General features: G+C 59.3%; 22 protein-coding genes and 1 riboswitch. Of the genes, 11 read left to right on the top strand and 11 right to left on the bottom strand.

Features of this window, described 5'->3' with window-relative positions:
- Nucleotides 1–38 precede the first annotated feature (38 nt).
- The 5 genes from I2E45_RS01290 to I2E45_RS01270 all read right to left on the bottom strand — a co-directional run bounded on the left by I2E45_RS01290 (nt 39) and on the right by I2E45_RS01270 (nt 6,249).
- Entirely contained in the window at nt 39–1,157 is a 1,119-nt protein-coding gene (locus tag I2E45_RS01290; RefSeq protein WP_195443837.1) for a neutral/alkaline non-lysosomal ceramidase N-terminal domain-containing protein, read from the bottom strand.
- A 17-nt stretch (nt 1,158–1,174) separates the two neighbouring features.
- Nucleotides 1,175–2,422, bottom strand: a complete 1,248-nt coding sequence (locus I2E45_RS01285; RefSeq protein WP_195443835.1) for a hypothetical protein — start codon at nt 2,420–2,422, stop codon at nt 1,175–1,177.
- 26 nt (nt 2,423–2,448) lie between these two features.
- A complete protein-coding gene (locus I2E45_RS01280) occupies nt 2,449–3,483 on the bottom strand; it encodes an amidohydrolase family protein (RefSeq protein WP_195443833.1) in 1,035 nt (344 codons plus the stop codon).
- A 226-nt stretch (nt 3,484–3,709) separates the two neighbouring features.
- The gene (locus I2E45_RS01275) at nt 3,710–5,191 is read right to left on the bottom strand and encodes an aminotransferase class I/II-fold pyridoxal phosphate-dependent enzyme (RefSeq protein ID WP_271741957.1); all 1,482 of its coding nucleotides are present in this window, start codon (nt 5,189–5,191) and stop codon (nt 3,710–3,712) included.
- Nucleotides 5,192–5,391: 200 nt separating this feature from the next.
- Nucleotides 5,392–6,249, bottom strand: a complete 858-nt coding sequence (locus tag I2E45_RS01270) for a LysR family transcriptional regulator (RefSeq protein WP_271741837.1) — start codon at nt 6,247–6,249, stop codon at nt 5,392–5,394.
- Between the two features lie 118 nt (nt 6,250–6,367).
- Here I2E45_RS01270 and I2E45_RS01265 point away from each other — a divergent pair, with 118 nt between their 5' ends.
- Both I2E45_RS01265 and I2E45_RS01260 read left to right on the top strand, forming a co-directional pair.
- Nucleotides 6,368–7,342: a DMT family transporter gene (locus I2E45_RS01265; RefSeq protein WP_229058758.1), complete on the top strand. Its 975-nt coding sequence runs from the start codon at nt 6,368–6,370 to the stop codon at nt 7,340–7,342.
- 76 nt (nt 7,343–7,418) lie between these two features.
- On the top strand, nt 7,419–9,668 hold the full coding sequence (locus I2E45_RS01260) for a KUP/HAK/KT family potassium transporter (RefSeq protein ID WP_195443829.1): 2,250 nt from the start codon (nt 7,419–7,421) through the stop codon (nt 9,666–9,668).
- A 79-nt stretch (nt 9,669–9,747) separates the two neighbouring features.
- Here the strand turns inward: I2E45_RS01260 and bsh are convergent, their stop codons facing one another.
- Complete coding sequence (gene bsh, locus I2E45_RS01255; protein ID WP_195443828.1) at nt 9,748–10,713, bottom strand: choloylglycine hydrolase; 966 nt, start codon at nt 10,711–10,713, stop codon at nt 9,748–9,750.
- A 131-nt stretch (nt 10,714–10,844) separates the two neighbouring features.
- Nucleotides 10,845–11,264, bottom strand: a complete 420-nt coding sequence (locus I2E45_RS01250) for a peptide deformylase (RefSeq protein ID WP_117746174.1) — start codon at nt 11,262–11,264, stop codon at nt 10,845–10,847.
- 193 nt (nt 11,265–11,457) lie between these two features.
- Between I2E45_RS01250 and I2E45_RS01245 the strand changes: the two genes are divergently transcribed.
- Nucleotides 11,458–12,768, top strand: a complete 1,311-nt coding sequence (locus I2E45_RS01245; protein ID WP_195443826.1) for an NCS2 family permease — start codon at nt 11,458–11,460, stop codon at nt 12,766–12,768.
- Between the two features lie 137 nt (nt 12,769–12,905).
- Nucleotides 12,906–13,571 carry an alpha/beta hydrolase gene (locus tag I2E45_RS01240; RefSeq protein WP_195443823.1) on the top strand — a complete coding sequence of 222 codons (666 nt, stop codon included), beginning with the start codon at nt 12,906–12,908 and terminating at the stop codon, nt 13,569–13,571.
- Nucleotides 13,572–13,808: 237 nt separating this feature from the next.
- On the opposite strand, the gene I2E45_RS01235 is transcribed toward I2E45_RS01240, so the two are convergent.
- From I2E45_RS01235 to I2E45_RS01225, 3 genes are all read right to left on the bottom strand, one after another.
- Nucleotides 13,809–14,942 (bottom strand): 5-methyltetrahydropteroyltriglutamate--homocysteine S-methyltransferase, encoded by a 1,134-nt coding sequence (locus I2E45_RS01235; RefSeq protein WP_227790220.1) that lies wholly within the window; start codon nt 14,940–14,942, stop codon nt 13,809–13,811.
- A gap of 155 nt (nt 14,943–15,097) precedes the next feature.
- Nucleotides 15,098–15,994: a LysR family transcriptional regulator gene (locus I2E45_RS01230; protein WP_148331535.1), complete on the bottom strand. Its 897-nt coding sequence runs from the start codon at nt 15,992–15,994 to the stop codon at nt 15,098–15,100.
- 10 nt (nt 15,995–16,004) lie between these two features.
- The gene (locus I2E45_RS01225; protein WP_195443821.1) at nt 16,005–16,913 is read right to left on the bottom strand and encodes an HAD-IIB family hydrolase; all 909 of its coding nucleotides are present in this window, start codon (nt 16,911–16,913) and stop codon (nt 16,005–16,007) included.
- A 160-nt stretch (nt 16,914–17,073) separates the two neighbouring features.
- A riboswitch (TPP riboswitch) is annotated at nt 17,074–17,184 on the top strand.
- A gap of 51 nt (nt 17,185–17,235) precedes the next feature.
- Here I2E45_RS01225 and thiM point away from each other — a divergent pair.
- Genes thiM through I2E45_RS01210 form a run of 3 tightly spaced genes read left to right on the top strand, consistent with a single transcriptional unit; the run spans nt 17,236 to nt 19,112 of the window.
- Nucleotides 17,236–18,075: a hydroxyethylthiazole kinase gene (gene thiM, locus I2E45_RS01220; RefSeq protein ID WP_271741844.1), complete on the top strand. Its 840-nt coding sequence runs from the start codon at nt 17,236–17,238 to the stop codon at nt 18,073–18,075.
- A gap of 3 nt (nt 18,076–18,078) precedes the next feature.
- Entirely contained in the window at nt 18,079–18,420 is a 342-nt protein-coding gene (locus tag I2E45_RS01215; protein ID WP_006234516.1) for a thiamine-binding protein, read from the top strand.
- On the top strand, nt 18,417–19,112 hold the full coding sequence (locus I2E45_RS01210) for a thiamine phosphate synthase (protein ID WP_195240208.1): 696 nt from the start codon (nt 18,417–18,419) through the stop codon (nt 19,110–19,112). The genes I2E45_RS01215 and I2E45_RS01210 overlap by 4 nt, the downstream gene beginning before the upstream one ends.
- A 112-nt stretch (nt 19,113–19,224) precedes the next feature.
- Here I2E45_RS01210 and I2E45_RS01205 read toward each other — a convergent pair whose 3' ends face one another.
- Nucleotides 19,225–20,094 (bottom strand): patatin-like phospholipase family protein, encoded by an 870-nt coding sequence (locus I2E45_RS01205; RefSeq protein ID WP_195240209.1) that lies wholly within the window; start codon nt 20,092–20,094, stop codon nt 19,225–19,227.
- Nucleotides 20,095–20,222: 128 nt separating this feature from the next.
- Between I2E45_RS01205 and I2E45_RS01200 the strand changes: the two genes are divergently transcribed.
- The 4 genes from I2E45_RS01200 (at nt 20,223) to I2E45_RS01185 (ending at nt 23,232) form a co-directional block, all read left to right on the top strand.
- Nucleotides 20,223–20,519 carry an EAL domain-containing protein gene (locus tag I2E45_RS01200; RefSeq protein WP_195233126.1) on the top strand — a complete coding sequence of 99 codons (297 nt, stop codon included), beginning with the start codon at nt 20,223–20,225 and terminating at the stop codon, nt 20,517–20,519.
- A 127-nt stretch (nt 20,520–20,646) separates the two neighbouring features.
- On the top strand, nt 20,647–22,176 hold the full coding sequence (locus I2E45_RS01195) for a diguanylate cyclase domain-containing protein (RefSeq protein WP_195233124.1): 1,530 nt from the start codon (nt 20,647–20,649) through the stop codon (nt 22,174–22,176).
- 74 nt (nt 22,177–22,250) lie between these two features.
- The gene (locus tag I2E45_RS01190; RefSeq protein ID WP_195443819.1) at nt 22,251–22,874 is read left to right on the top strand and encodes a flavodoxin family protein; all 624 of its coding nucleotides are present in this window, start codon (nt 22,251–22,253) and stop codon (nt 22,872–22,874) included.
- 16 nt (nt 22,875–22,890) lie between these two features.
- Nucleotides 22,891–23,232 (top strand): arsenate reductase family protein, encoded by a 342-nt coding sequence (locus I2E45_RS01185; RefSeq protein WP_195443817.1) that lies wholly within the window; start codon nt 22,891–22,893, stop codon nt 23,230–23,232.

Below are 23,232 nucleotides of genomic sequence, written 5' to 3'. Positions count from 1 at the left end.
GGCAGCGAGCCTCATTGGCCCATGTCACGCAATCAGGTCTACAGACGCGAATCTGCTGCGCCGAGAAGTCTCGTCGTCTGGCAGAACTTGTCACACAGACGTTCCGGTTCGCCCTGGGGAATCTGAGTACGCTCGGTCTCAAAGGAGAGGCCGTACTCGCGTGCCGGAAGGAAATACTCGAAATAGCCGTTGGTGTAACCGCAAACTATTCCCTCGACCGGGCATTCGCGCTTCATGCGAATACCCAAGTCGCTGCCGAGCTCACTCGGGAACACAAAGAGATGCAGGCCGCCCAGACTGATGACGGCACACTTAAGCGTGAGCGAAAAGTCGTCATGGGCAACGGTGTGATAGAACGTCTGAGGCTCGATGCGGTCAAGAACGACCTCGCGATCGAGCTTGATCTGGGAAATCGCCTCGGCAAGACCGGTCGAAACGCGCTCGACCTCGGGAATGCCGCGTCCCTGGCGAAAATTGCGGTCGCTACAGTCGCCAGCAGCACCGACGACCATGGCCGGATAGTAACCAAGACTCTGAGCGAGCTTTTTGCCGGTAAGACCGGCGAGTTCGCTCGTGAGCTCCGTGCAGTCGGGTCCGACACAGGCAGAATGCACCGCCCAGTTCACAAAGCCCGCAAATGGCTTGCCTTCGGTATCGAAGAACGATACGACAATGACCTCATTGTCGGCGAGTTCACCTGGGATGATGCGGTTGTCGTAGAAACCGGTGATGACTTTTTTGCCCATGCGGCAGGTCGCAGGTCGCGCGTTGGCGCGGCACTCTTCGAAGCATTGACAGATGGTATCGAGGAACCAGCGATAGTAGTCCTCGTTGAATTTTCCCGTCCACCAGCTGCGATGGTAGGCGACGATCGAAGTGTGGTCGTGCGTCGCGGAGAGCAGAACGCAGTCACGGTCGATTCCGTAGCGCTCGGCGAGCATCGTCTTAACCTCCTCGGCCATGCCCTCCTCAAACTCGAGAACATCGGCGTTGAAGAGAAAAACTTCGCGGTCGTCCTGTTGGAAAAGAATCGCGTTGGCGAAGACGTCGTCATGGACGCCTGTCGCAGGCTCCAGACGGTTGGGGAGGTTGCGGTATCCGATTAGATAGATGTCGCCTTGCGGGGTAATCTTGCGGCGTGCATGTCCGATATTCATGCAAGTTCTCCTTTTTGTCATGCCGCGTTTAAAGCGGCAAGGATGGTTTGAAGGAGGCGCTCATGGGAACCGGCGGCGAAGCCGGAGTTCATGGCCTCATAGGTGATTTTCTCGTACGCATCGGGGGCCGGCAGATACTTTTGCCCTCCGTTGACAAGCGTGGCAAAGAGCACGGGGCAGAATCGGGCGGCGCGCACGGCGGCGCCAAACGAGCTCGAAACCTCGGGCTGGATACCAACGAACTCGACATTTCCCAGCCGAAGTAAATAGACCCTCGTACGCTGTTCGCCTGCCGCATGAAACCCATAAGTTCGATGCGGGGCCAATGAGCAGAAGTCGGCGCGCGTCTGGGCGGGCAAAAGGACGTCGACCGTGCGAGCATCGACGCCGATGGCATCGTCCTCACGCGCCGCACGGACGGCCTCAATCAACGCATCGCTCATAGCGCGACCCTGTCGATGCAGCATGCGATATCCACTCTCGTGAGCATCTAACGTTTGCTTCGCCCCGGTCGAATCGAACGCAACGGTTACGGCGCGCTCCGCCGGACTCTGATCCCCCGCGGCACCGGGTAGCAGCAACACGACTCCGCCCAATTCGCGCTCGAGAGCCATGGCGGCAAAGCCAAAGAGGTCCCCGCTCACCAAGCGCTTCCCCTGAGAATCGTGCGATCCGTCGAGCACGGAAGACTGGACATCAGCCGTCGCAAGCATGGCAACGAGCCCGCCCTCGGCATCCCTCGCGACAAGTATGGGCATCGCGTGGTCGGCAAACCCCTTGGGGTCTACTCCCAGCCACCAGCCGGCCGGCGTCTCAATGTCGCGGTTAACGTTCACAGGACAGTAGCCCTCCGCCGAGGCGAGCGTGACAGAGCGAATGCCCGCAACCGCCTGCTCAACGGCCGCGCGTGTCGCGGCGATGAGCGCGGCACGATAGCGCTCATTTCGATCGCGGGCATCGGTGTCGGCCAGATGCCCAGGGGTGCGCACGTGAGGCGCAGAAAACGTGTGGGTCGGGACCACCCAAGAAAAGGCGCCGTCGCAATTGGAGACATCCTTGACAACCTCACGCAGATCGACGAGTAGGGCCGGAGCGATCGAGGTAACCTCAAGTGAAAGGATGCAAGCGCGCCGCCCCATCCCTTCGACCACGAAGGCACGGGCAAAGATTTCATGACGGAGTGCGTCGAAACCGTCGAACGGCAATACGTCCTCTAAGTTAATGGCCACCCGGGCGGCTCCGGCCTTCATCTCTCCCTTATCCATGACGAACGCCCTCCTTTATCTGTCGCTCACTCGATGCCGTACAAGCGCTGTGCCGTGCCGCCAAGCATAAGGTCCTTGTCCGTATCACTTAAATCTGTGGCGCGGACGCAGGCGACACCCTCTGTTAGCCACTCGCGTTTAACGGGATAACTCGTACCAAAGACAATATGGTCTGCACCAAGGACCTCAACCGCACAGGCAAGAAGCGTCTCGCCCCAGGGCTGAGCATGGGACATGTCGAAATAAACGTTGTTCTCAAGACGCTTGGAGACCGTCTCGGTATCGGTCTGGAAGCGACCCGAGGCATCTGGACGCTTGGGACCGTGCGGCAGCAGCATCTCCTTAAACGCAAAATAAGCGCCACCGAGCATGGAGTGGACCATCTTGATATTGGGGTAGCGCTCAAAGAAATCGCCAAAGATCTCTCGGCCGATCGCCGTAGTTTGGTCGACGCAGCGGCCATAAGAGCGGCGAAGGTTGTCGTACGCGAGAAGCGACTCGTTCTCGACCGGCACGGGAACATGGTGCACGTAAACGGTGACATGGCGTTCGTTCAGGTGCTCGAAAAAACTCGAGAAGACCTGGTCGTCGAGATAGCGCTTGCCGTAGTGAGCGCAGAGCTGCACACCCGCAAAACCATCGTCGAGTCTGCGGTCGAGCTCCTCCAAATTTGCTTTGGTGCCAAAGGGCGGCACAGCGACAAGCGGAATCAGACGGCCACTTGACGCCTTCGCGTCAGCAGCCATACCGTCGTTGAAACGCCGGCACATCTCGAGCGACATCCACTCGTGACAGCCGGGGAGCTTGAGGATCGCCTTGTCGACCCCCGCCTCATCCATATCGGCCAAGCGCTTCTCGAGGGTGTAGTCGCCCTCAATGTAGTTAAGACCCGGAGAACCGGCGGGCATCTCGATCACGATCTGTCGTTTGCCAGCGGAATTCATGGTCAGATAGCCTTCGGTGTCATAGGCGCGGGGTACCTCGGCCAAAAACTGTTCGCAGAGCGTCTCGTCATGAAAGATGCGCTCGTCGAACCAGTAGGAATTTGCATCGATAATCATTGGTTGAAACCGCCTTTCATCTTGTTGAAAACATTCTAGAAAAGCAGGTACCCGGACATCAATTCCAGCTTAAGCCCACTGTATTCCATTTTGGAATAGAACTTACCGCTCACACGCGAACCTCGCCCGCTCAACGAGACAAGCGCTAACAGCACGGGCTTAGACAGAAAACGGTCGGCCCGCATCCGTTGCGGGCCGACCGTTTCATTACAGGCTACCTTTGCCGTTACGCCTGGCGGTAATGGTCAAAGAAATCGGCGAGGTCTTCGAGCGACTCTTTGAGCACTTCCATGCGCGGCAGGTACACGATACGGAAGTGGTCGGGCTCAGCCCAGTTAAAGCCGCCGCCGCGCGTAATCAGGATCTTCTTCTCGTGCAGCAGGTCAAGGGCGAACTGTTCGTCATCGGTGATGTTGAACTTTTTAACATCCATCTTGGGGAAGATGTAGAACGCCGCACGCGGCTTAACCACCGAGATGCCGTCAATCTTGTTGAGTGCCTCATACACAAAGTTTCGCTGCTCGTAGACACGGCCGCCGGGACGGATGTAGTCGTTGACCGACTGATGGCCACCGAGTGCCGTCTGAACGATCGACTGAGCCGGCACGTTGGAGCACAGGCGCATGTTGGAAAGCATGTTGACGCCCATGATAAAGTCGCTCATGCAGCGCTGGTTGCCCGAAAGCACCATCCAGCCAATACGATAGCCCGCAATCATATGCGACTTGGACAGGCCGCTAAACGTAATGCAGGGCAGGTCGGGGGCGAGCGATGCAATGGAGACGTGCTCGTAGCCGTCCATGCACAGGCGGTCGTAAATCTCGTCGGCAAAAATCATGAGCTGGTGCCTGCGCGCAATCTCGACAATGCCCTCGAGCACCTCGCGCGGATAGACAGAGCCCGTGGGATTGTTGGGGTTGATGATGACGAGGGCCTTGGTCGCGCTCGTGATCTTAGACTCCATATCCTGCAGGTCGGGATACCAATCGGCCTGCTCGTCGCACAGATAGTGCACGGGATGGCCGCCGGCAAGGGTCGCGCACGCCGTCCACAGCGGGTAGTCGGGGCTGGGGATCAGAATCTCGTCGCCGTTGTCGAGCAGCGCGTTCATCGAAAGCTGAATGAGCTCGGACACGCCGTTGCCCGTGTAGATATGCTCCATCTGAACGTTGGGCAGGCCCTTGATCTGCGAGTACTGCATAATCGCCTTGCGCGCGGAGAACAGGCCGCGCGAGTTGGAATAGCCTTCGCAGTCGGGCAGCTGCTGGCGCATGTCCTTAATGACCTCATCGGGCGTGCGGAAACCAAAGGGTGCCGGATTACCGATGTTGAGCTTGAGGATGCGCTCGCCCTCGCCCTCCATGCGGGCGGCCTCGTCGACGACGGGGCCACGCACGTCATATAGAACGTTCTCGAGCTTGGTGGATTTAGAAAAAGTACGCATGGTGGTGCTCCTTGGAATTTGAGCTGAGGGATGGGGTTCGGGCTTGGAAACGTTACGGGGCGATGATGCCTCGCCTTGATCGGCGTCACCGGCAAGCAGCCAGGTAACATCGACCTCCAAAATGCGAGCGAGCAGCTCTGCCACATCGCGCCGCGGAATCGTCTTGCCGCTCACATATTGGCTCATCTGACTCTTGCCGAGTTTTTTGCCGAGCATCTCCGATGCGCGGATTACGTCCGACTGGCGAACGTCGCGATCGGACATAGTCTGTCGCAGGCGATCGCTAAACGTCTCTTGGGCCACTAGAACCTCCTTGCTGGCAAAGTTCAATTTATAGAACACGAATTGAACCTGAGTTCAATTTAGGCAGCAGTATAGCGCGGCACATTATCCGAAAGTTCAATTTCACAAGAAAATGTACCGAGCCCCGAGAATTGTCCAAAGTGGACAACAGGTACGCGCTTTTAGAGATATTCAAGGAAACGAGCCGCCGCAAGCGAAACGTCAGCGGTGCGGTATATGGCGTTGATCTGCCGATGAGGACGTCCCTCGAGCGGGCACACGGCAACATCGAACTGGCAGCGGCGCAAGATGAGCGCGGGAAGAATGCTCACGCCCAGGCCGTCCTCGACCATGGCCATAATCGCATAGTCATCCCAGGTCGACAGCCTGGAGCGCACTGTCAGTCCCGCCCGACGAAACAGCGGCGTAATCTCGTCGTCGCTACCGCGTTCCAGCAGAATAAACTGCTCGTTGGCCAAATCGGCAAGAGAGACGACCTCCGCCGCGGCAAGCAAAGAGCCCGTTGGCACTACCGCCATTAACTCGTCGCGCACCAACGGCCGCGACGCCATGCCGGCGCCGCGTGGCTCGCGCGGAATAAAGCCCAGGTCGCAGCGGCCCTCTGACACCCATTGTTCAATCTCTGAGTAATCGCCCATCAGCAACTCATAATTAACGTCCGGGTGATCGGCGCGAAACCGCGCAATCACCGGCGGCAACACATGGGTCGCCACACTCGAAAACGTACCGATACAGATCTTGCCACGCATGAGCCCTCGCATCTCGTCCACGCGTCGCTGCAGACGGCCAAACTCTTCGTATAACGCCTCGACCGCCGGCATGACCTGCCGCCCGTCGGCAGAAAGCACCACGCCCTCGCGGCTGCGATCAAGCACCTTAAAACCCCAGTCTGCCTCAAGGTCGCCCACCATGCGGCTCACGCCCGATTGCGAATAGCTCAGCCGCTCTGCAGCACGCGTAAAGCTGCCGGCGCGCACGGTCTCGAGCAGCGCCTGCATCTTTTGAATATTCGTTTCCACGACGCGCCTCCACCCTTGCATGAGTTTTTGTCATGTTATCTATGCATTATATTCGCTTTTCTTCTAAAGCCAGTTCACCCATAGTGAACATGTTCGGATATAGAGGGGATGTCAGCGCATGAACAACGGACTGTTTACGTACTTAGCAGCATTGCTATTGTTTGGCTCCAACGGCATCATCGCCGCTGCCATCGCGCTGCCGAGCTCCGATATCGTGCTCCTGCGCACGTTTTTGGGCGCACTCTCGCTTGTCACCGTCCTCGCCATCACCCAACGCCATAAGTTGCAGGCGCCATCTCGCCCCCGCGAAGCCGCAGCCCTCCTCCTCTCGGGAGCCGCGCTGGGCGCCAGCTGGATTTTTCTGTTCCGCGCCTACCAGACGATCGGCGTCGGCGTATCCTCGCTGCTGTACTACTGCGGCCCCATCATTGTCATGGCGCTCTCCCCACTCATCTTTGGCGAAAAACTGACCGGCGGCAAAATCGCCGGGTTTATCGCCGTCGCCTGCGGTGCTTTTCTCATTGCAGCGCAAGGTCTAGGCGGCAATATGCCCATTGCGGGTATCGTCTGTGGAATCGCCTCGGCCTTCTGCTATGCATTGATGGTCATCGCTAGCAAGGGTGCGCCGCACATCGAGGGTCTCGAGAACTCCGCGCTCCAGGTAAGCGCTGCCTTTGTGACCGCGCTGATCCTTACGCTCTTCACGCAAGGTGCCCCCTCGTTTTTCTCCCCCAGCATTGCCGCCGGCATCGATTGGCGCGCCGTTGCCATGCTCGGCATTGTCAACACCGGACTCGGTTGTCTGCTCTACTTTAGCGCCGTCGCCAAGCTGCCCGTCCAGACCATCGCAGTTGTCGGCTACCTCGAACCGCTTTCGGCCGTCGTGTTCTCGGCCGTCCTTTTGGGCGAAGCCATAACACCGGTCCGTCTGATGGGCGCGCGCTTATCATCGGCGGCGCGATTTTTTGCGAACTCGCCGGCAAACGCGCAAGCGCCAAGGCTGGCATCGCCCAAGCGGCACGTGCCTAAAAGCCCCTGCTTTGAAATGCCACCTGCGTATATAAATAATCCCCAGCTGGGGATTATTGTCTAAAATAACTTGATGTGCCAAACTGCTCTTGTATGTATAAAGACGGCATAAAGATTGTCTGTCCTAAACAGATAACCGGATGTCTAAGGGAGTCCACGTGGCACACAACAAACTGGAGGCAAGCCCCCAAGACCAGCGTGGTCAAGGCGGGCATGGAGCCATTCCCCTCTCCGCTGGCATGCTGCTCGTAACGCTCGGCGTCGTATACGGCGACATCGGCACGAGCCCCATGTATACCATGAAATCAATTGTCGCCAACAACGGCGGCATCGGTACCGTCAGCGAGGACATGATCTTGGGCGCGCTTTCGCTCGTCATCTGGACCATGACACTCGTGACCACGGTCAAGTACGTGGTAATCGCCATGAAGGCCGACAACCACAACGAAGGCGGCATCTTCGCCCTGTTTAGCCTGGTGCGAAAAGTGGCACCATGGCTGATCCTACCTGCCATGATCGGCGGCGCGGCGCTGCTCGCCGACGGCATCCTCACTCCCGCGGTCACGGTCACCACAGCCATCGAGGGCCTGCGTACCATCGAGTGGGGCCACGCGCTATTGGGCGACGGCCAGACCAACGTCATCATCATCACCATCATCATTATCTGCGGCCTGTTTGCCATGCAGCGCGCCGGTACCTCGTCGATCGGCAAGCTGTTCGGCCCGCTCATGACGCTGTGGTTCCTGTTCCTGGCAGGCGCCGGCCTGTTCAACATGCTCGGCAACCTGTCCATCCTACGCGCGCTCAACCCCATCCGCGGCATCATGTTCCTGTTCTCGCCCATCAACCACTCGGGCATCATGGTGCTCGGCTTCGTCTTTCTGTCGACGACCGGCGCCGAGGCCCTCTACTCGGACATGGGCCACGTGGGCAAGGCTAACATTTACGCATCCTGGCCATTCGTAAAGGCGGCCCTCATCCTTAACTATCTGGGTCAGGGCGCTTGGCTGCTCGCCAACAGCTCCAACCCCCAGATGCTCGCGATGGATATCGTTAACCCGTTCTATATGATGCTTCCCGAGCCCCTGCGCCCCTTTGCCATTGTGCTTTCGGCCGTGGCGGCCATCATCGCCTCGCAAGCGCTCATAACCGGCTCGTTCTCGCTGGTATCCGAGGCTACGCGCCTCAACCTTATGCCGCACCTGCGCATCCACTACCCCAGCGACACCAAGGGTCAACTCTATATTCCGCTCGTCAACAACATCATGTGGGTCGGCTGCATCTTCATCGTGCTGCTGTTCCAAAACTCCGAGCGCATGGAAAGCGCCTACGGCCTCGCCATTACCGTGACCATGCTCATGACCACCACGCTTTTGACGAGCTATATCGCTGGCATTCTCAAGCACAAGCTGGGCGCCTGCGTCTTCGCCCTGCTCTTCGGTGCCATTGAGCTGTGCTTCTTCGCCTCGTGCCTCACCATGTTCTTTGACGGCGGCTACGTCATGATCTTCCTGGCCGCACTGCTGTTCGGCCTTATGTATGTGTGGCGTCGCGGCACCGCCATCGAGCGCACGCAGACGATTCTGCTGCCCGTCTCCAAGTACATTGACCAGCTCGGCCGCCTGCGCAACGACGAGACCTATCCCGTGCTCGCTGACAATCTGGTATTTCTCACCAACAGCCCCGACCCGCTCACGCTCGACCGCGACGTGCTCTATTCCATCCTAGATAAGCATCCCAAGCGCGCCAAGGCATATTGGTTCATTAACGTGCACGTTACCGACGAACCCTATACGCACGAGTATTCCGTCGAGACCTTTGGCACGGACTTCCTCTTCCGCGTTCGCCTGGACCTGGGCTTTAAGGTCAACCAGCGCGTCAACGCCTATCTGCGTCAGATCGTCGGCGACTTGATGGCATCGGGCGAGCTGCCGCCGCAACATCACACCTACTCCATCTACGAGACGCGCGGCAACGTAGGTGACTTCCGCTTTTGCATGCTGCGCAAGATGCTTGCCCCCGAAACGGACATCAACCGCAATGACCACCGCGTGATGGCCATCAAGTACGCCGTCCGCCGCGCCTGCGGAAGCCCGGCACGCTGGTACGGTCTCGAGAACTCGGCCATCATCATCGAGTACGTGCCGCTGTTTGCCCGCATGCGCCCGGCCGTTAAGCTCGTGCGCACCCAGGTGCCGCTCGAGGTTCAGATCGAAGAGGCCGAGGAAATGGAAGTCGACATCTTCTCGGACGACTTGGTCAACGGCAACGAAGCCGGTAAGGACATGAACGTCGATCCCACCGAGTTGCTCGAGAGCGTCGCCGATACGCCCGAACAGCAACAGCTCGACGGCCTCGAGAACGAACAACTCAACGACGCCAACTTCTAGCGACGTCACAAATCAACGACAGCGGCCCTGCACCTCACGGGAGATGCAGGGCCGCTTTGCATTGCGGTAAAGCTATCGGCTACGAACGACGCGGCTCGGGAACCACGAGTCTATCGGGGCTCGCGCCCTCGGCATCCATCAGGCTCACGTAGCGAATCGACGGATCCCCATACATCGCGTAGTAATAATTGCCCGTGCGCGCGCTAAAGCATCCGGTGTAGATAGTCTTCTCGAACTTGCCATCGCCCATCCTGGACGCTCCCTCGATCATCACCACGCCCTCGAGCGAGCGGAACATGCGAACGACGTTTTCGGTCTCGCTCTCCTTTTGCGGGTAATTGGCATTGAGGTACGCCGCCTTTACAAAACGGCTCGGCGAATAGCAATCGCCCGGAATGCCGCGCATGCCGGCACCGGCTCCATAGGGCTTGAGCTCGGCGCCACGCCATGTCGCCGTCTGCGGAAAATCGCTTGTGGCGGTGATATAGGTGCGTAGGTTTTCCATATGCCACGGGAAGGTCGGCTGATTGGCAAGGGTGTCGACCGGATCGTCGTATACATGCAGGCCGTCAGTCATCATCTCGACCACGATGCTGCGCTGGCTGTCGCCGATAATCCAATGGAGCAGTGACACGCCCAGCCCCTCTCCGGCAGATTTGGCGACAATCACCGTGTCGCGCAGCGCGGCCTCGACCTCATCGACCGTCGAGAACGTCGCTGCCACCCACAGGGGAAACTCATAGGCCGCGATATTGGTCTTGCCGTCGACAGGGCCCTCGGCATACTCGGCATAACCCGGGAAATTGAGACCCGCCACGGCGAGGCCCGCATCGTTGCCGCAGTCGAAGAACATAGGGTAGTTCTCGTAATCGATGCACATGCCGATTACCGCGTGCGCCGCCGACGCATCGTCGATAAACGAATACGGGACGTGGAACCCGCGCGGCATCACGCGAACCTGTTGGCCGTAGTCAAAGCTCCAGTCTAGGTTGCGGCCTAGATACATGTGACCAGAATTATCGGTAAATCGAATGCTCGTACACATAGCGCCTCCTAGCTTTGCGTTCCTGCTAAGGTTATTGTCACCAAACAAAAAGGCGCTAAACACAAAAGCCCGGACATGACAACAATGTCACGTCCGGACCAAAAGAGACGAAGTGCGGTGCTTTGGTCCCCTTAGACCAACTTTCCTAGACAGTGGTCAATCATGTGTTGAATCATCTGCGCCTCGAAGCCCACAAAGTCCTGCTTGCGCTCGCGCATCTTGCCGTCGACGATCACGTCATAAGCGACCTTGCACTTGATATAGCGCGTGGACTTGGTGACCTCCTCGTGCGTCAGGCAGCTCTCCTCCATCTTGCTGGCACCCAGGCCAAACACCAGACGGGGGTTGTACAGCACATGGGGCTCGCCGGCGTCGTCCAGATAGACGCAGACCTTCTTGGTGACGCCGATCTGGTTGGCGGCAAGGCAGCCGGCATCGTCGAGCGACTTGATGGTATCGATCAGGTCCTGTGCCACCGACTCGTCCTCGACGGTCGCGACCTCGCAACGCTGGGACAGAATAGCCTCGTCGTGGCAGAGCTCTTTAATCATACGTTCCTCCATAGGGGTCGTTGTAACTGCTTAAGTATACGGTACCCACACATTTTCATGCGAAAAATACCGTCCGTCTGCTACAAAGCGCCGAACATCAACATGCGAGGAACATCAACCTTTCAAAGGCGATATAGTAGTTGAGTTCGTGTCAATCGGCCTAAACTCGGGGCCGAACAAGGAAAGGGTATGCATGGACGAACTTTTTCACGTCAGTGAGCGCAAGTCCACAATCGGGACCGAACTTCGCGCTGGACTGACAACATTCCTGGCGATGGCCTACATCATCGCCGTCAACCCTGCGGTGCTCTCGGGCGCCGGCATCGATGCGGGAGCGCTCGCCTGCGCCACCTGCCTGGGCGCCGGCATCATGACCATCTGCATGGGCATCTTCGCCAACCGCCCGCTCGCCTGCGCGTCGGGCTTAGGCGTCAACGCGATGATCGCTGGAATCACCACCACCGTCTGCGGCGGTGACTGGCACGTGGCCATGAGCGTCATCTTCCTTGAGGGCGTCGTCATCTTGCTGCTCGTGCTTTGTGGCCTGCGCGAGGCCATCATGGACGCCATCCCGGTTGCCCTGCGTCACGCCATCTCGGTGGGTCTGGGCCTGTTCATCGCCATGATTGGCCTGTGCGATGCCGGCATTATCACCGCTGGCGCCGGTACACTCGTCGGTCTGGGCGACATCACCTCCCCCACCTTCATCGTCGGCATCATCTCCATCCTGGTGACAGTCGCCCTCGCCTGCCGCAACGTCCCCGGCTCGCTGCTCATCGGCATCGTCGTCGCCGTCATCGCCGGTATCCCCCTAGGTGTGACCCAGGCTCCGACCGGTATCATCGCCCCGCTCGATTTCTCGAGCATTGGTGGCCCCATCGCCGACGCCGGCGGCGTGCCCGCCATCGTCAAGGTCCTTACCGACCCCGCGCTCCTCGTCATCTCGTTCTCGCTGCTCATGAGTGACTTCTTCGACACCATGGGCACCGCGATGGCCGTGGCCAAGCAGGGCGAGTTCCTCACCGACGACGGCAACGTCGAGAATATCAAGGAGATCCTGATCGTCGACTCCGCCGCCGCTGCTGTGGGCGGTTTCATGGGCGTCTCCTCCATCACCACCTTCGTCGAGTCCACCTCTGGCGCTGCCGACGGTGGCCGCACGGGTCTCACCTCCGTCATCACCGGCGTGCTGTTCATTCTCGCCGCGTTCTTCTCCCCCATCGTCACCATCGTTTCCAGCGCCGCCACCTGCGGTGCTCTGGTCTACGTCGGCTACCTCATGATGAGCGAGGCCTCCGAGATCGACTGGTCCGACGTGTCGCAGGGTTTCCCGGCGTTCATGATTGTCGCCGGCGTGCCCTTCACCTACTCCATCTCTGCCGGCATTGGCCTGGGCTTTATCGCCTACGTAATCGTCGCGCTCTTTAAGGGCGAGGCCTCCAAGATCAAGCCGCTCATGTGGATCGCAGCCCTTGCCTTCCTCGTCTACTTCTTCGTGGCGTAACGGCATAGTCTGCTAAAGCAAAACAACAAGGCGCGGAGTCGCATCGAACGGCTCCGCGCCTTTCTTTTAGCGTCTGCCCCCGTGCCAGCGTGCGACAATTGAGGCTATCAATATCACAACACCGAGAGAAGCCTGCCTTGGAAGCGCATCATAAGCAGATAACCGTTTATTCAGAGTGTGCGGAAGGCGCGCCCGTCATCTACCTCCCCGTGGTTATGGGCGACGGTAGTGAAGTCTACGAGCGCTGCCGAGAGCTCGACTGCCCGCCGTTCACCCTTGTCGCCATTGGAGGGCTCGATTGGAATCGCGAGCTGAGCCCCTGGGAATGTGAGGGAACTATACGAGATGCCGAGCCCTTTGGTGGACAGGCTGCTGGTTTTCTTGACGAGTTGTTGAAGCAGATAATCCCCCAGGCCGAATCATCGCTCCCGCAACCACCCGCCTGGCGCGGCGTTGCCGGCTACTCGTTGGCGGGCCTTTTTGCACTGTGGGCACTTTGGCAAACAGATGTCTTTGAGCGCGCAGCGAGTGCATCGGGGTCGCTGTGGTTCCCTGGCTTTATCGACTACGCGCGCGAGCGCACGATGACAGCTACGCCCGACGCCGCCTATCTGTCGCTCGGTAAAAAGGAAACCAAGACGCCCAACCGCATGATGCGGCACGTACTCGACGATACGCACGCGATGGAAGAGTTGCTTATCGAGCGTGACATTCCAACAACGCTGGAGCTCAACCCCGGCAATCACTTTGCCCAAACTGACCTGCGCATGGCGCGCGGCATCCACTGGATACTGACGCATTAAAAATGGCGTCCACGCGTACATACGCATGGACGCCATTTTTAATTTGGCTGAACGCAGCTACTATTCGACAGTCTCCTCGAGTTCAGATACGGTGGGCGTCGAGAACTGGGGCATGGATGTCCTTTCATGATGGAAGGGCGATCAGGCATATCGGATAACCTGCCCGAACGATACGATCCGAACCATTGTACGTGATACGCAATGTCTCGCGCGCGCCGCCACCTGCAAACGGTAGCGTTACTTCCAAACGCGCTCGGCAATGCGCTTGACCAGCGCGATCTTCGCCCACTGCTCGTCCTCGGTCAGCTTGTTGCCAATCTCGCAGCTGGCAAAGCCGCACTGGGGCGACAGGTACAGGTTCTCGAGCGGCACATACTTTGCGGCCTCGTGGATACGTTCGACGATAACGTCCTCGTCCTCAAGCTCAGCCGCCTTGGTGGTCACCAGGCCCAGCACGACCTTCTTGCCGGGAGCAACGTACTTGAGCGGCTCAAAGCCACCGGCGCGTGGCGTATCGAACTCAAGGTAGAACGCGTCGACGTTCTCATGTGCGAACAGGTACGGCGCAATGGGATCGTAACCACCCTCGAAGGCATACGTGGAGTGATAGTTGCCGCGGCACACGTGCGTGTTGATAACCAGATCGTCGGGCTTGCCCGCGATGGCGGCATTGTTGAGCGCCACGCCCAGCTCGCTCACCTTTTGCAGGTCAACCGGGCTCATGCCGGTCTTGGACACAAAGTCGGTATCGCAATAGATGCCCCAGGTGCAGTCATCAAATTGGATGTTGCGGCAGCCTGCTGCGTACAGGTCGGCGATCACCGTGCGATAAGCGGCCGCAATGGCGTCGGCAAGTTCCTCATCGGTCTTATAGACAGCGCGCAGGCTCTCCTGCTGGCCGTCGCAGCGATCGAGCGTGACCTCAGAGAACGTCTGGATCGGCGCCGGAATGGTCTGGCGTGCGACCTGGCCCTCCCCCTCAAGCGCCTTGACGAACTTAAAATGCTCGACGAACGGGTGGTTCTCGCCGCTAATGGGACCAGTAACCACGGCGGTGTCGGCCGTCGTCTCCTCATCATGGAACATATAACCCGTGCGTGAGGTGCGGCGCTCAATGCCGTTGAGGCCCCACATAAAATCGAGGTGCCAGTAGCTGCGGCGGAACTCGCCATCGGTGATCACCTGCAGGCCGGCGGCCTTCTGCTTGGCCACCAAATCGCGAATGGCATCGTCCTCGACGGCCTTAAGGCCGGAAGCGTCGAGTTTACCCGCGACATAGGCGGCACGGGCGTCCTTTACAGCCTGCGGACGAAGAAAGCTGCCAACGATATCGGCGCGAAACGGCGCGTTCGGTTGAATCGAAGTGCTCATAGATATCTCCCTTTGCATTGGTTGCTTTACTGGGACAGAGTATGAGCGCTTATATGGCCATCGTAAAATATACGTTTATAACAGTTTGATATAGATACTTCCTATATCAGTCTGGACCGCCATAAAGAGATTTGACCCGCGTGGAGCACAGCAGCCTAGATATGCTGGCGGATCGCGTCGATATAGGCTTGGCCGTAGCGCGTGAGCGTCGTGTTCTTGCGCGTGATGATGCCGATCTCCATGTACTCGTCCACATCGAGCGGAATCGAGATGATGCCGGGGCCGTTGAGCTCGTGACTGATCACGCCCGAACACACCGTGTAGCCGTTGAGGCCCATGGCCAGGTTGAACAGTGTCGCACGGTCACGCACGCGGATATTCTTGCGGCGCTCAAAGGTCGAGGTCAGTTCCTCGGAATAGTAGAACGAGTTATAGCTGCCCTGCTCGTAAGACAAAAACGGGTAGTCTTCCAAGTCCTCGAGCGTCACGCTGGAGCGGCCCGCCAGCGGATGGTCGGCGCACACGAAGACATGCGGCGTGGCGCAGAAGAGCCCTTCGAACACGAGCTCGTTGGCCGCCAGCATGCGCTCGATGACCTCGCGATTGTGCTCCGACAGATACAGGATGCCGAGCTCGCTTTTCATATGTGCGACGTCCTCGATAATCTCGTGGGTCTGTTCCTCGCGCAGGGTAAAGTCGTAGCGCGCGGCATCGAACTCACGGATCACATCGACAAACGCGTTAACGGCAAAGGAATAATGCTGGCAGCTCACACTAAAGTGCGGCACCTGCTCGGACGCGCCCTTGTACTTGCCTTCGAGCAGATCGGCCTGGTCGAGCACCTGTCGCGCGTAGCCCAAGAAGGTCTCGCCTTCCTCGGACACAATGACGCCCTTGTTGGTGCGCTCAAAGATGTGCACACCCATCTCGTTTTCGAGATCGCGAATCGATGCGGTAATCGAAGGCTGCGACACAAAGAGCCGGCGCGAGGCCTCGGTGATGCTGCCGCATTCGGCGACTTTGACGACATACCTGAGCTGCTGAAGCTTCATGGCTTTCTCCCTAGATGTTCGTGACGTCGAAACCCGTCGCATCCATCTGACGCATAAACGGCGGCATCTCCCCCGTCGCGGCGCAGGCGGCAATCTGATGCAAAGCCCCGGCAACCGCATCGTCTGCCGCAGCGCCGATATGCCAGCGCGCGGCAGCCGTGACAGCCTCGTTGGCATTGGCGACTGCAACGGAGTTGGGAACGGCATCGATCATGGGCAGGTCGTTATCGGAATCGCCAAATACGGCCACCTCATCGGGCGTCAGGCCCAAAGCGCGCGCTAGCTCCAGCGCAGCGCAGCCCTTGTCCCAACCAGCCGGAAGGATGTCAAACAGGCGCACTCGGTTGTTGGGAAACACGAGCGAGAGTTCCGGCACCTCGGCGGCAACGCGCTCACGTAGCTCCGCGAGCTCCTCACGCGAACGGGCACTCCAGATATTCGCCTTAAACACCGGCGCGTCATCGACGACGGGACGGCACGGGGCTTCTTCGCCTTTGAGCCATGCGTTGCCGCCCGACTCCATGGCGCGACGAACACGCTCGGGATCACTCGTCACGCAATAGGCATCGTTGCCCCAAAAGTCATCGCCCAGGCTATAGACCTTCAGATAGGTATCGTCGGTCTCTTGCTCAAGATAGTCGGCAAGACGCATGAGGGCACCGTTGTCGCTCGCACGGGAGGCAACAACCTCGCCGTCGACAAACATCACCTGGCCGTTACAGAACGCACCGGTCGAAAAACACTCGGAACGGTTTTTGAACATCCAGCCCATCGCGGACGGCTGACGACCCGAAACCGGCCCAAAGTGCAGACCCGTCGCCTGCATGGCATGAATACCCTCAATGGCGTAGTCGCTGGCGCCGTCATGCCCGGCTGGAATCAGCGTATCGTCCATATCGGTCAGCACAAGTTTGATCATAGAGCCCCCCGTCATTTTCACCGTAACCATTGTAACGACCTGCCAATAAGGGACAGGTTTATTTTGCCAGGTTTTATCTGGGAAAATGCAACGCCCCTGTTGCCACCTACCAAAATAAACCTGTCCCTATTTGGCAGGTGCGCTAGTATAGGGAGCAACAGATTCGATGCGGGAGTGCCGGCGGTGCAAACCACAAGGCTGAGAGGGCATGGGGCCCAATCCTTTGAACCTGTCAGTTAATGCTGGCGTAGGGAGCATGCCGCCTTTACAGGGGCGCTGTCTATGCACAGCGCCCCTTTTCTATGCCAAGGAGGCATGTGCAGTGATTGATTCGGAACAGCTTAAACAACATATGGTCAAGGCCGTGGAGGAGATTCGCGCCACCAATCCGATGGCCGGCTCCATCACCAACACGGTGACGATCGACTTTGTCGCCAACGCGCAGCTCGCCGTGGGCGGATCGGCCGCCATGGTCTATCTGCCCGACGAGGGCGAGGCACTCGTTGCCGGCGGCGGCGCCATCTATCTCAATATGGGTACGCTCTTCCCCATCTACGAGCAGACGATTCCCCGCGCGGCCAAGGCGGCACACGACGCCGGCAAGCCCTGGGTGCTCGATCCGGTGGGCCTGGGCATCGGTAGCCTGCGCACCCAGTTGGTAAACGAGCTCAAGCAGTACAAGCCCGCCATCGTGCGCGGCAACGCCTCCGAGATCATCGCGCTCGCCGGCCTGTGGGGTCTTGAGGGCGAGGCGGCCGATCTGAGCCGCGTGCGCGGTGTCGATACCACCGACACGGTAGACGCTGCCCGCGATGCCGCCGTGGCGCTCGCCCGCTACACCGGCGGCGCCGTTGTGGTCTCGGGCGAAGTCGACCTGATTACCGACGGCACAACCGTGGCCAAGTCCCACGGCGGCAGCCCGCTCATGTCCAAGATCACCGGTTGCGGCTGCTCGCAGGGCGGCGTGCTGGCCGTGTATGCCTGCGCCGCCGACCCGTTTACGGCAGCCATCTGCGGCACCGCGGTCTACAACGTTGCCGGCACGCGTGCCGCCGCTGTCGCCGACGCCCCGGCAAGCTTTAAGGTCGCCTTTATCGACGAGCTCTACCGCGCGAGCGCCCAGGACATCGCCAACAACCAGCTCGAGCTCGAGGAGGCGTAAGCCATGTCCGAGCCCGCAACCAATGCCGGAATGAACACGCTCATCGCCGTGGCCATCGCCCCGTGCGGCACCGGCGACGAGCTGTCCGCCGAGGTCGCCGAGGTCGTGCGCGTCATACGCGAGAGCGGCCTTCCCAACCGCACCACCTCGATGTTCACCGAGATCGAGGGCGACTGGGACGAGGTCATGCAGGTCGTGCGCGACGCAACCTTTGTGTTGGCGAGCAAGGGAATCCGCACCGAAGTCGTGCTCAAAGCCGATATTCGGCCCGGATTTACCGACACCATGACCGGCAAGCTCGAGCGCATGGAAGCACAGATCAAAAAGCAGGAGGAAGCACGATGAGCATCCGCGACAACCTTGATATCTCGGCCTATCTGGTACTCGGCCCCGAAAACACGCTGGGACGTCCCGTGGGCGATGTAGTGGCCCAGGCGCTCGACGCCGGCTTTACCTGCATCCAGGTGCGCTCCAAGGTGGCAAGCGCCCGCGAGATCATTGCGCTGACCGGCGACGCCGCGCAGGCAATCGCACAGGCTGGCAAGACCGGTCAGGTCGCCCTGTTAATCGATGACCGCCTGGACTGCGTACTCGCCGCGCGCGAGCAGGGCATTGCCGTCGACGGCGTGCACGTGGGCCAGAGCGATATTCCCGTCGAGGTCTGCCGCAAGCTGCTGGGCCCCGATGCCATTGTGGGCCTTTCGGCCCGTTGCGAGGAGATGCTCGAGTACGTCAAGACCGCCGACATGAGCCTAGTCGACTATCTAGGCATCGGCCCGCTCCACGAGACCGAGACCAAGCGCGACTGCGGACGCGCGGCCGACGGCTCTATCATCACCAAGAGCTTTGAGGACCTGGACGCACTCCACGCGGCAAGCCCCGTGCCCATCGTGGTGGGCGGCGGCGTCAAGACGGCCGACCTGCCGCAGCTCAAGGCCACCGGCGTCGACGGCTTCTTTGTGGTGAGCGCTGTCTGCAGCGCCGATGACCCCCACGCCGCGGCCAAGGAACTCGTCGACACCTGGCAGCAGGCATAGGCATAGGCCGAGCAGCTGATCCGCAGCCTCATATCTTCAGCAATGGAAAACGCATCCCGGTTTGGATCTCCATTCCGGGATGCGCTTTCCGCCGAGTCCACGGCAGTTTGCTCTACTCTGCCAGATACGCTTCCAGCGCCGGCAAGGTCGCCTCCGCATCGTGGCGGCCGACCTGGTGGATACGCTCGAGCTCATCCGGCTCGCGGCACAGCGACGGCACCTTCACCGATTCGCTCGGCCGCACCACAAAGATATCGCCGGCGGCCTCACGACGTGCCAAGTCATCGAGCGTGGCATTGTAGACCTCATGCCGATGCTCAAGCGCTGCGACAAACTCCGGATAGTGACGAAACACGCGACGCAGCATGGGCATCACGCTGTTGGGCTGCTTCACAAAGCCCGCCGGCTGCGTGAGTACCACGATATTGCGGTCATACCCCTGCGCAAACAGCCATGCACTGGGAATAGAATCAGCCACGCCACCATCCAGATACTTATGCCCGTCAATAGCAACGGGACGCGTCGCCACAGGAATCGCAGACGATGCCCGGATCCACTCGATATCCCTCTCGTCGCCATAGGGCAGGTCGTGGTAGACGGCCTTGCCCGTCTCGATATCGGTACACACGCACGTAAACCGCATGGGGCAGGCGCGATACGCCTCCAAGTCGATGGGATCGCGCTCGATAGGCACCTCGTGATAGGCAAAATCGGCATTGAACATATCACCGGTTCGCAGCCAGCTGGTCACACCCGCATAGCGCTTATCGGCGCAATAGGCCTTGTTGTAGCGAATGGCACGGCCGATCTGCCGCGATTTAAAGTTGTAGCCAAACGCCGCGCCCGCCGAGACACCCACCATATGGTCGCAGGTCAAACCGTGCTCCATCCAAACGTCGAGCACGCCCGCCGTATACATACCGCGGTAGCCGCCTCCCTCGAGCGCCAGCCCCACCGTGCGCGTCATATTTGACTGTGCCATGCGACCATCTCCGTTCCTGCGTTTTAAAACGGGACAAGTATACCCGTCAACATATATCGTCCCAGTCGCATTTTTATCGAGCATCGCATCGCCGCGCTACCGTTTGTCGAATAATAGCCGCCCACAGTATGCGCACCCATATCCCCGCACTCGAGGAAAGCGGCTTTATGGTGACGCTCGACAAGCACATTTGGCAGATTGCGCCCACCGACCGCGATCAAGGCCGCAGCACGCAAATCATTTCATCGATGCTCGAGATGGCGCAGTCGCTCCATCTGCCCGTCGCGGTCGAAGGCGTCGAGACAAACGAGCAGGCGAACATGCTACAACAAATGGGCGCCCGCTACGCTCAGGGCTTCCTCTACTACCGCCCCATGCCGGCGAAGGATTTTGAGGCATTGCTCGATGGTGGCAATAACAACTGATACGTTCGCACGCAAAACGCCACCGTCGAAGGGAACATTTGTCTCCATTAGCTAACTTATATCCCCAATTCAAACCAAATTGGGGATATGATACAAACCGTTGTTCCGCCCAAGGAGGTTATCCATCATGAACGAGTCGTACCGCATGGGCGAGCAATCGATTATTGCCTATCTTCAGCGACTTGCGAATGGCATCTCGACCGCCGAACTCGATGTTGCCGCGCTGCCTGCTGAGCTACGCGCCGTTGGTGAGCAACTGCAAAAGACGCATGCCATCCTGCAACAAGAGCGCCAGCTGCTTGAGCGCAACGCCTATATCGATCCGCTCACCAACTTGGGCAACCGCAACGGATTCGACCGTCACGTCGAGCAACTCTGGCGCAAAGGCGACCCCTTCACCTGCGCCTATATTGACATCGACCATCTCAAGCATTGCAATGATAGGTTTGGCCACGCCGAAGGCAATCGCTATATTCTGAGCATCTGCCGCACGCTCTCCGAAACCATGGAACACGATGAGATGCTGTTCCGTATCGGTGGAGACGAGTTTGTGCTCATCTCGCTCTCCGCAAACGAGACTGAACTCGAGCAGCGCTTGGAGCAGGTACGTACCGGGCTGATCGAGGCGAGCTCAGGCGGCAAGGCGCCCATGATCGGCAGCTTTAGCTTTGGCTGCTCGCGCGTCGATCCACTTGCTGGCGACACGCGTCGCCAGATGACGATGGATGCCGATCGCAAGATGTATCGCTATAAGCTTATGCATCGTGTGCAGCAACCGAAAGACGATGACGCGCCGCAACGCCCAATCGTCGATCAGCTTCCCTGCAACGACCGGGTGTTCCAAGCGATCTCCATGAGCTCCGAGACGCGCTATCCGTTCATCCTTAACCTCGATACTGGAGAATCGCAATGGTCGGTTAACGCCGTGCGCGATTTTGACCTGCCCTCCCAGCACCCTTTTAACTCACTCGACATGTGGCTCGCCCGCGTCCACCCCGAGGACCGCGACAACGTACGCGCCGAGCTCGATATGGTGATAAACAGCACGTGGCACTTCCACTACATGCAGTATCGCGTAATGGACGCCACCGGAGCGTACGCGCTTTGCGACTGCACGGGCTACCGCTTGGACGGCACCGATACCGAGCCCAACATGTACGTGGGCATTATCATCAACCGAAGCCTAGCGGATACGACCGACTCAGTAACGGGCCTGGGCGATGTCCACGCACTGGTCAACGCTATTGGAGAGATGCGCCACGTGCCGCACGAGGCAGGTTTTATTGCCATTAAGGTCGACGATATCGCCGAGGTCAATGCCCGCTTTGGATTCGATGCAGGCGACCGCGTGCTCGCCGAAAGCGCCGCCTGCCTCATGGATTGTTCGCGCGGCAAGGGCCGCCTGTTCCGCTCAACGGGGCCGATGTTCGTGGCACTCTTCGATGAGCTCGGCCCCGAGGCAATCGACGAGATCGCAAGCGACATCGAACGGTTCCTGGGTACTCCCGTGCTCATCGGCTCGCTTGAATATCAGCCGCCCATTCGCGTGGCCACGCTCCATCTGGACGGCGTCGACCGTCAGCCCGTTTCCATTTTGAACGAGCTCAAAGCGTTGCTCGGGAAAGCCGTGCAGGTGCCAGGTACCAAACTGGATTAGCGCCGCGCCCGCGCCGCCTCCCCCATCGTGCGATAATCCTCTGCAGAAGTCACCAAAAGCAGAGGGAGTTTGTGATGAAGGTTCTTTTGGTCAATGGCAGCCCCAAGGCAAACGGCAACACCGCCCGCGCACTCGCCGAAGTCGCCGAGCAGCTCATTGCCGAAGGCATTGATACCGAGGCGTTTCAGCTGGGCGCCAAGCCCATTCGCGATTGCATCGGTTGCGGCCAGTGTGGCAAACTTGGCGGTCGCTGCACCTTTGACGACGACGTGGTGAACGAGCTCATCGCTGCCGCCGAACAGGCCGACGGTTTTGTCTTTGGCTCGCCCGTCTACTATGCGCATCCCAGCGGACGCATCCTCTCGGCACTCGATCGCGCATTCTATGCCGGCAGCAAGGCCTTTGCACACAAGCCGGGCGCTGCCGTCGCCGTCGCCCGTCGCGGCGGTACATCGACCACCTTCGATGTGCTCAACAAGTACTTCACCATCAACCAGATGCCCGTGGTCGCCTCCACGTACTGGAACAACGTGTTTGGCCGCGTGCCCGGCGACGCCGATGGGGATGCCGAGGGCCTTGCCACCATGCGCAACATCGGTAAAAACATGGCCTGGCTCCTGCGCTGTATCGAGGCAGGACAGGCCGCTGGTATCAACGCACCCGAAGCCGATCGCGCAACGACCAACTTCATCAGGTAGAACGGCGGAACATACTATGAACGTGCAAATCTTCGGCACCAAGAAGTCCTTCGATACCAAGAAGGCACAGCGTTATTTTAAGGAGCGCCGCATTAAGGTGCAGTTTATTGACCTTAAGGAAAAGGAGATGAGCAAAGGCGAGCTCACGAGCGTGATGCAGGCGGTCGGCGGCATCGACAAGCTGCTCAACCCCAAGGCCAAGGACGAGGAGACGCTCGCGCTCATCCAGCACCTTACCCCCAGCCAGCGCTTCGACAAGCTGCTCGAGAACCAGCAGGTTCTAGCCGAGCCCATCGTGCGCAACGGCAGAAAGGCCACCGTCGGTTATTGCCCCGATGTATGGGGAGCCTGGGAGTAG

This window comes from Collinsella aerofaciens, assembly GCF_015555045.1.
GTDB lineage: Bacteria > Actinomycetota > Coriobacteriia > Coriobacteriales > Coriobacteriaceae > Collinsella > Collinsella aerofaciens_W.
The sequence above is the reverse complement of the archived record's forward strand: the minus strand, read 5'-3'. Positions and strand labels throughout refer to the sequence as shown.

Bases quoted from the DNA above. Each gene is read 5' to 3' on its own strand.
- I2E45_RS01290 (WP_195443837.1), bottom strand. From the start codon at position 1,157: ATGAATATCGGACATGCACGCCGCAAGATTACCCCGCAAGGCGACATC.
- I2E45_RS01285 (WP_195443835.1), bottom strand. From the start codon at position 2,422: ATGGATAAGGGAGAGATGAAGGCCGGAGCCGCCCGGGTGGCCATTAAC.
- I2E45_RS01280 (WP_195443833.1), bottom strand. From the start codon at position 3,483: ATGATTATCGATGCAAATTCCTACTGGTTCGACGAGCGCATCTTTCAT.
- I2E45_RS01275 (WP_271741957.1), bottom strand. From the start codon at position 5,191: ATGTCCGATCGCGACGTTCGCCAGTCGGACGTAATCCGCGCATCGGAG.
- I2E45_RS01265 (WP_229058758.1), top strand. From the start codon at position 6,368: ATGAACAACGGACTGTTTACGTACTTAGCAGCATTGCTATTGTTTGGC.
- I2E45_RS01260 (WP_195443829.1), top strand. From the start codon at position 7,419: ATGTCTAAGGGAGTCCACGTGGCACACAACAAACTGGAGGCAAGCCCC.
- bsh (WP_195443828.1), bottom strand. From the start codon at position 10,713: ATGTGTACGAGCATTCGATTTACCGATAATTCTGGTCACATGTATCTA.
- I2E45_RS01250 (WP_117746174.1), bottom strand. From the start codon at position 11,264: ATGATTAAAGAGCTCTGCCACGACGAGGCTATTCTGTCCCAGCGTTGC.
- I2E45_RS01245 (WP_195443826.1), top strand. From the start codon at position 11,458: ATGGACGAACTTTTTCACGTCAGTGAGCGCAAGTCCACAATCGGGACC.
- I2E45_RS01235 (WP_227790220.1), bottom strand. From the start codon at position 14,942: ATGAGCACTTCGATTCAACCGAACGCGCCGTTTCGCGCCGATATCGTT.
- I2E45_RS01230 (WP_148331535.1), bottom strand. From the start codon at position 15,994: ATGAAGCTTCAGCAGCTCAGGTATGTCGTCAAAGTCGCCGAATGCGGC.
- I2E45_RS01225 (WP_195443821.1), bottom strand. From the start codon at position 16,913: ATGATCAAACTTGTGCTGACCGATATGGACGATACGCTGATTCCAGCC.
- I2E45_RS01215 (WP_006234516.1), top strand. From the start codon at position 18,079: ATGTCCGAGCCCGCAACCAATGCCGGAATGAACACGCTCATCGCCGTG.
- I2E45_RS01210 (WP_195240208.1), top strand. From the start codon at position 18,417: ATGAGCATCCGCGACAACCTTGATATCTCGGCCTATCTGGTACTCGGC.
- I2E45_RS01205 (WP_195240209.1), bottom strand. From the start codon at position 20,094: ATGGCACAGTCAAATATGACGCGCACGGTGGGGCTGGCGCTCGAGGGA.
- I2E45_RS01200 (WP_195233126.1), top strand. From the start codon at position 20,223: ATGCGCACCCATATCCCCGCACTCGAGGAAAGCGGCTTTATGGTGACG.
- I2E45_RS01195 (WP_195233124.1), top strand. From the start codon at position 20,647: ATGAACGAGTCGTACCGCATGGGCGAGCAATCGATTATTGCCTATCTT.
- I2E45_RS01190 (WP_195443819.1), top strand. From the start codon at position 22,251: ATGAAGGTTCTTTTGGTCAATGGCAGCCCCAAGGCAAACGGCAACACC.
- I2E45_RS01185 (WP_195443817.1), top strand. From the start codon at position 22,891: ATGAACGTGCAAATCTTCGGCACCAAGAAGTCCTTCGATACCAAGAAG.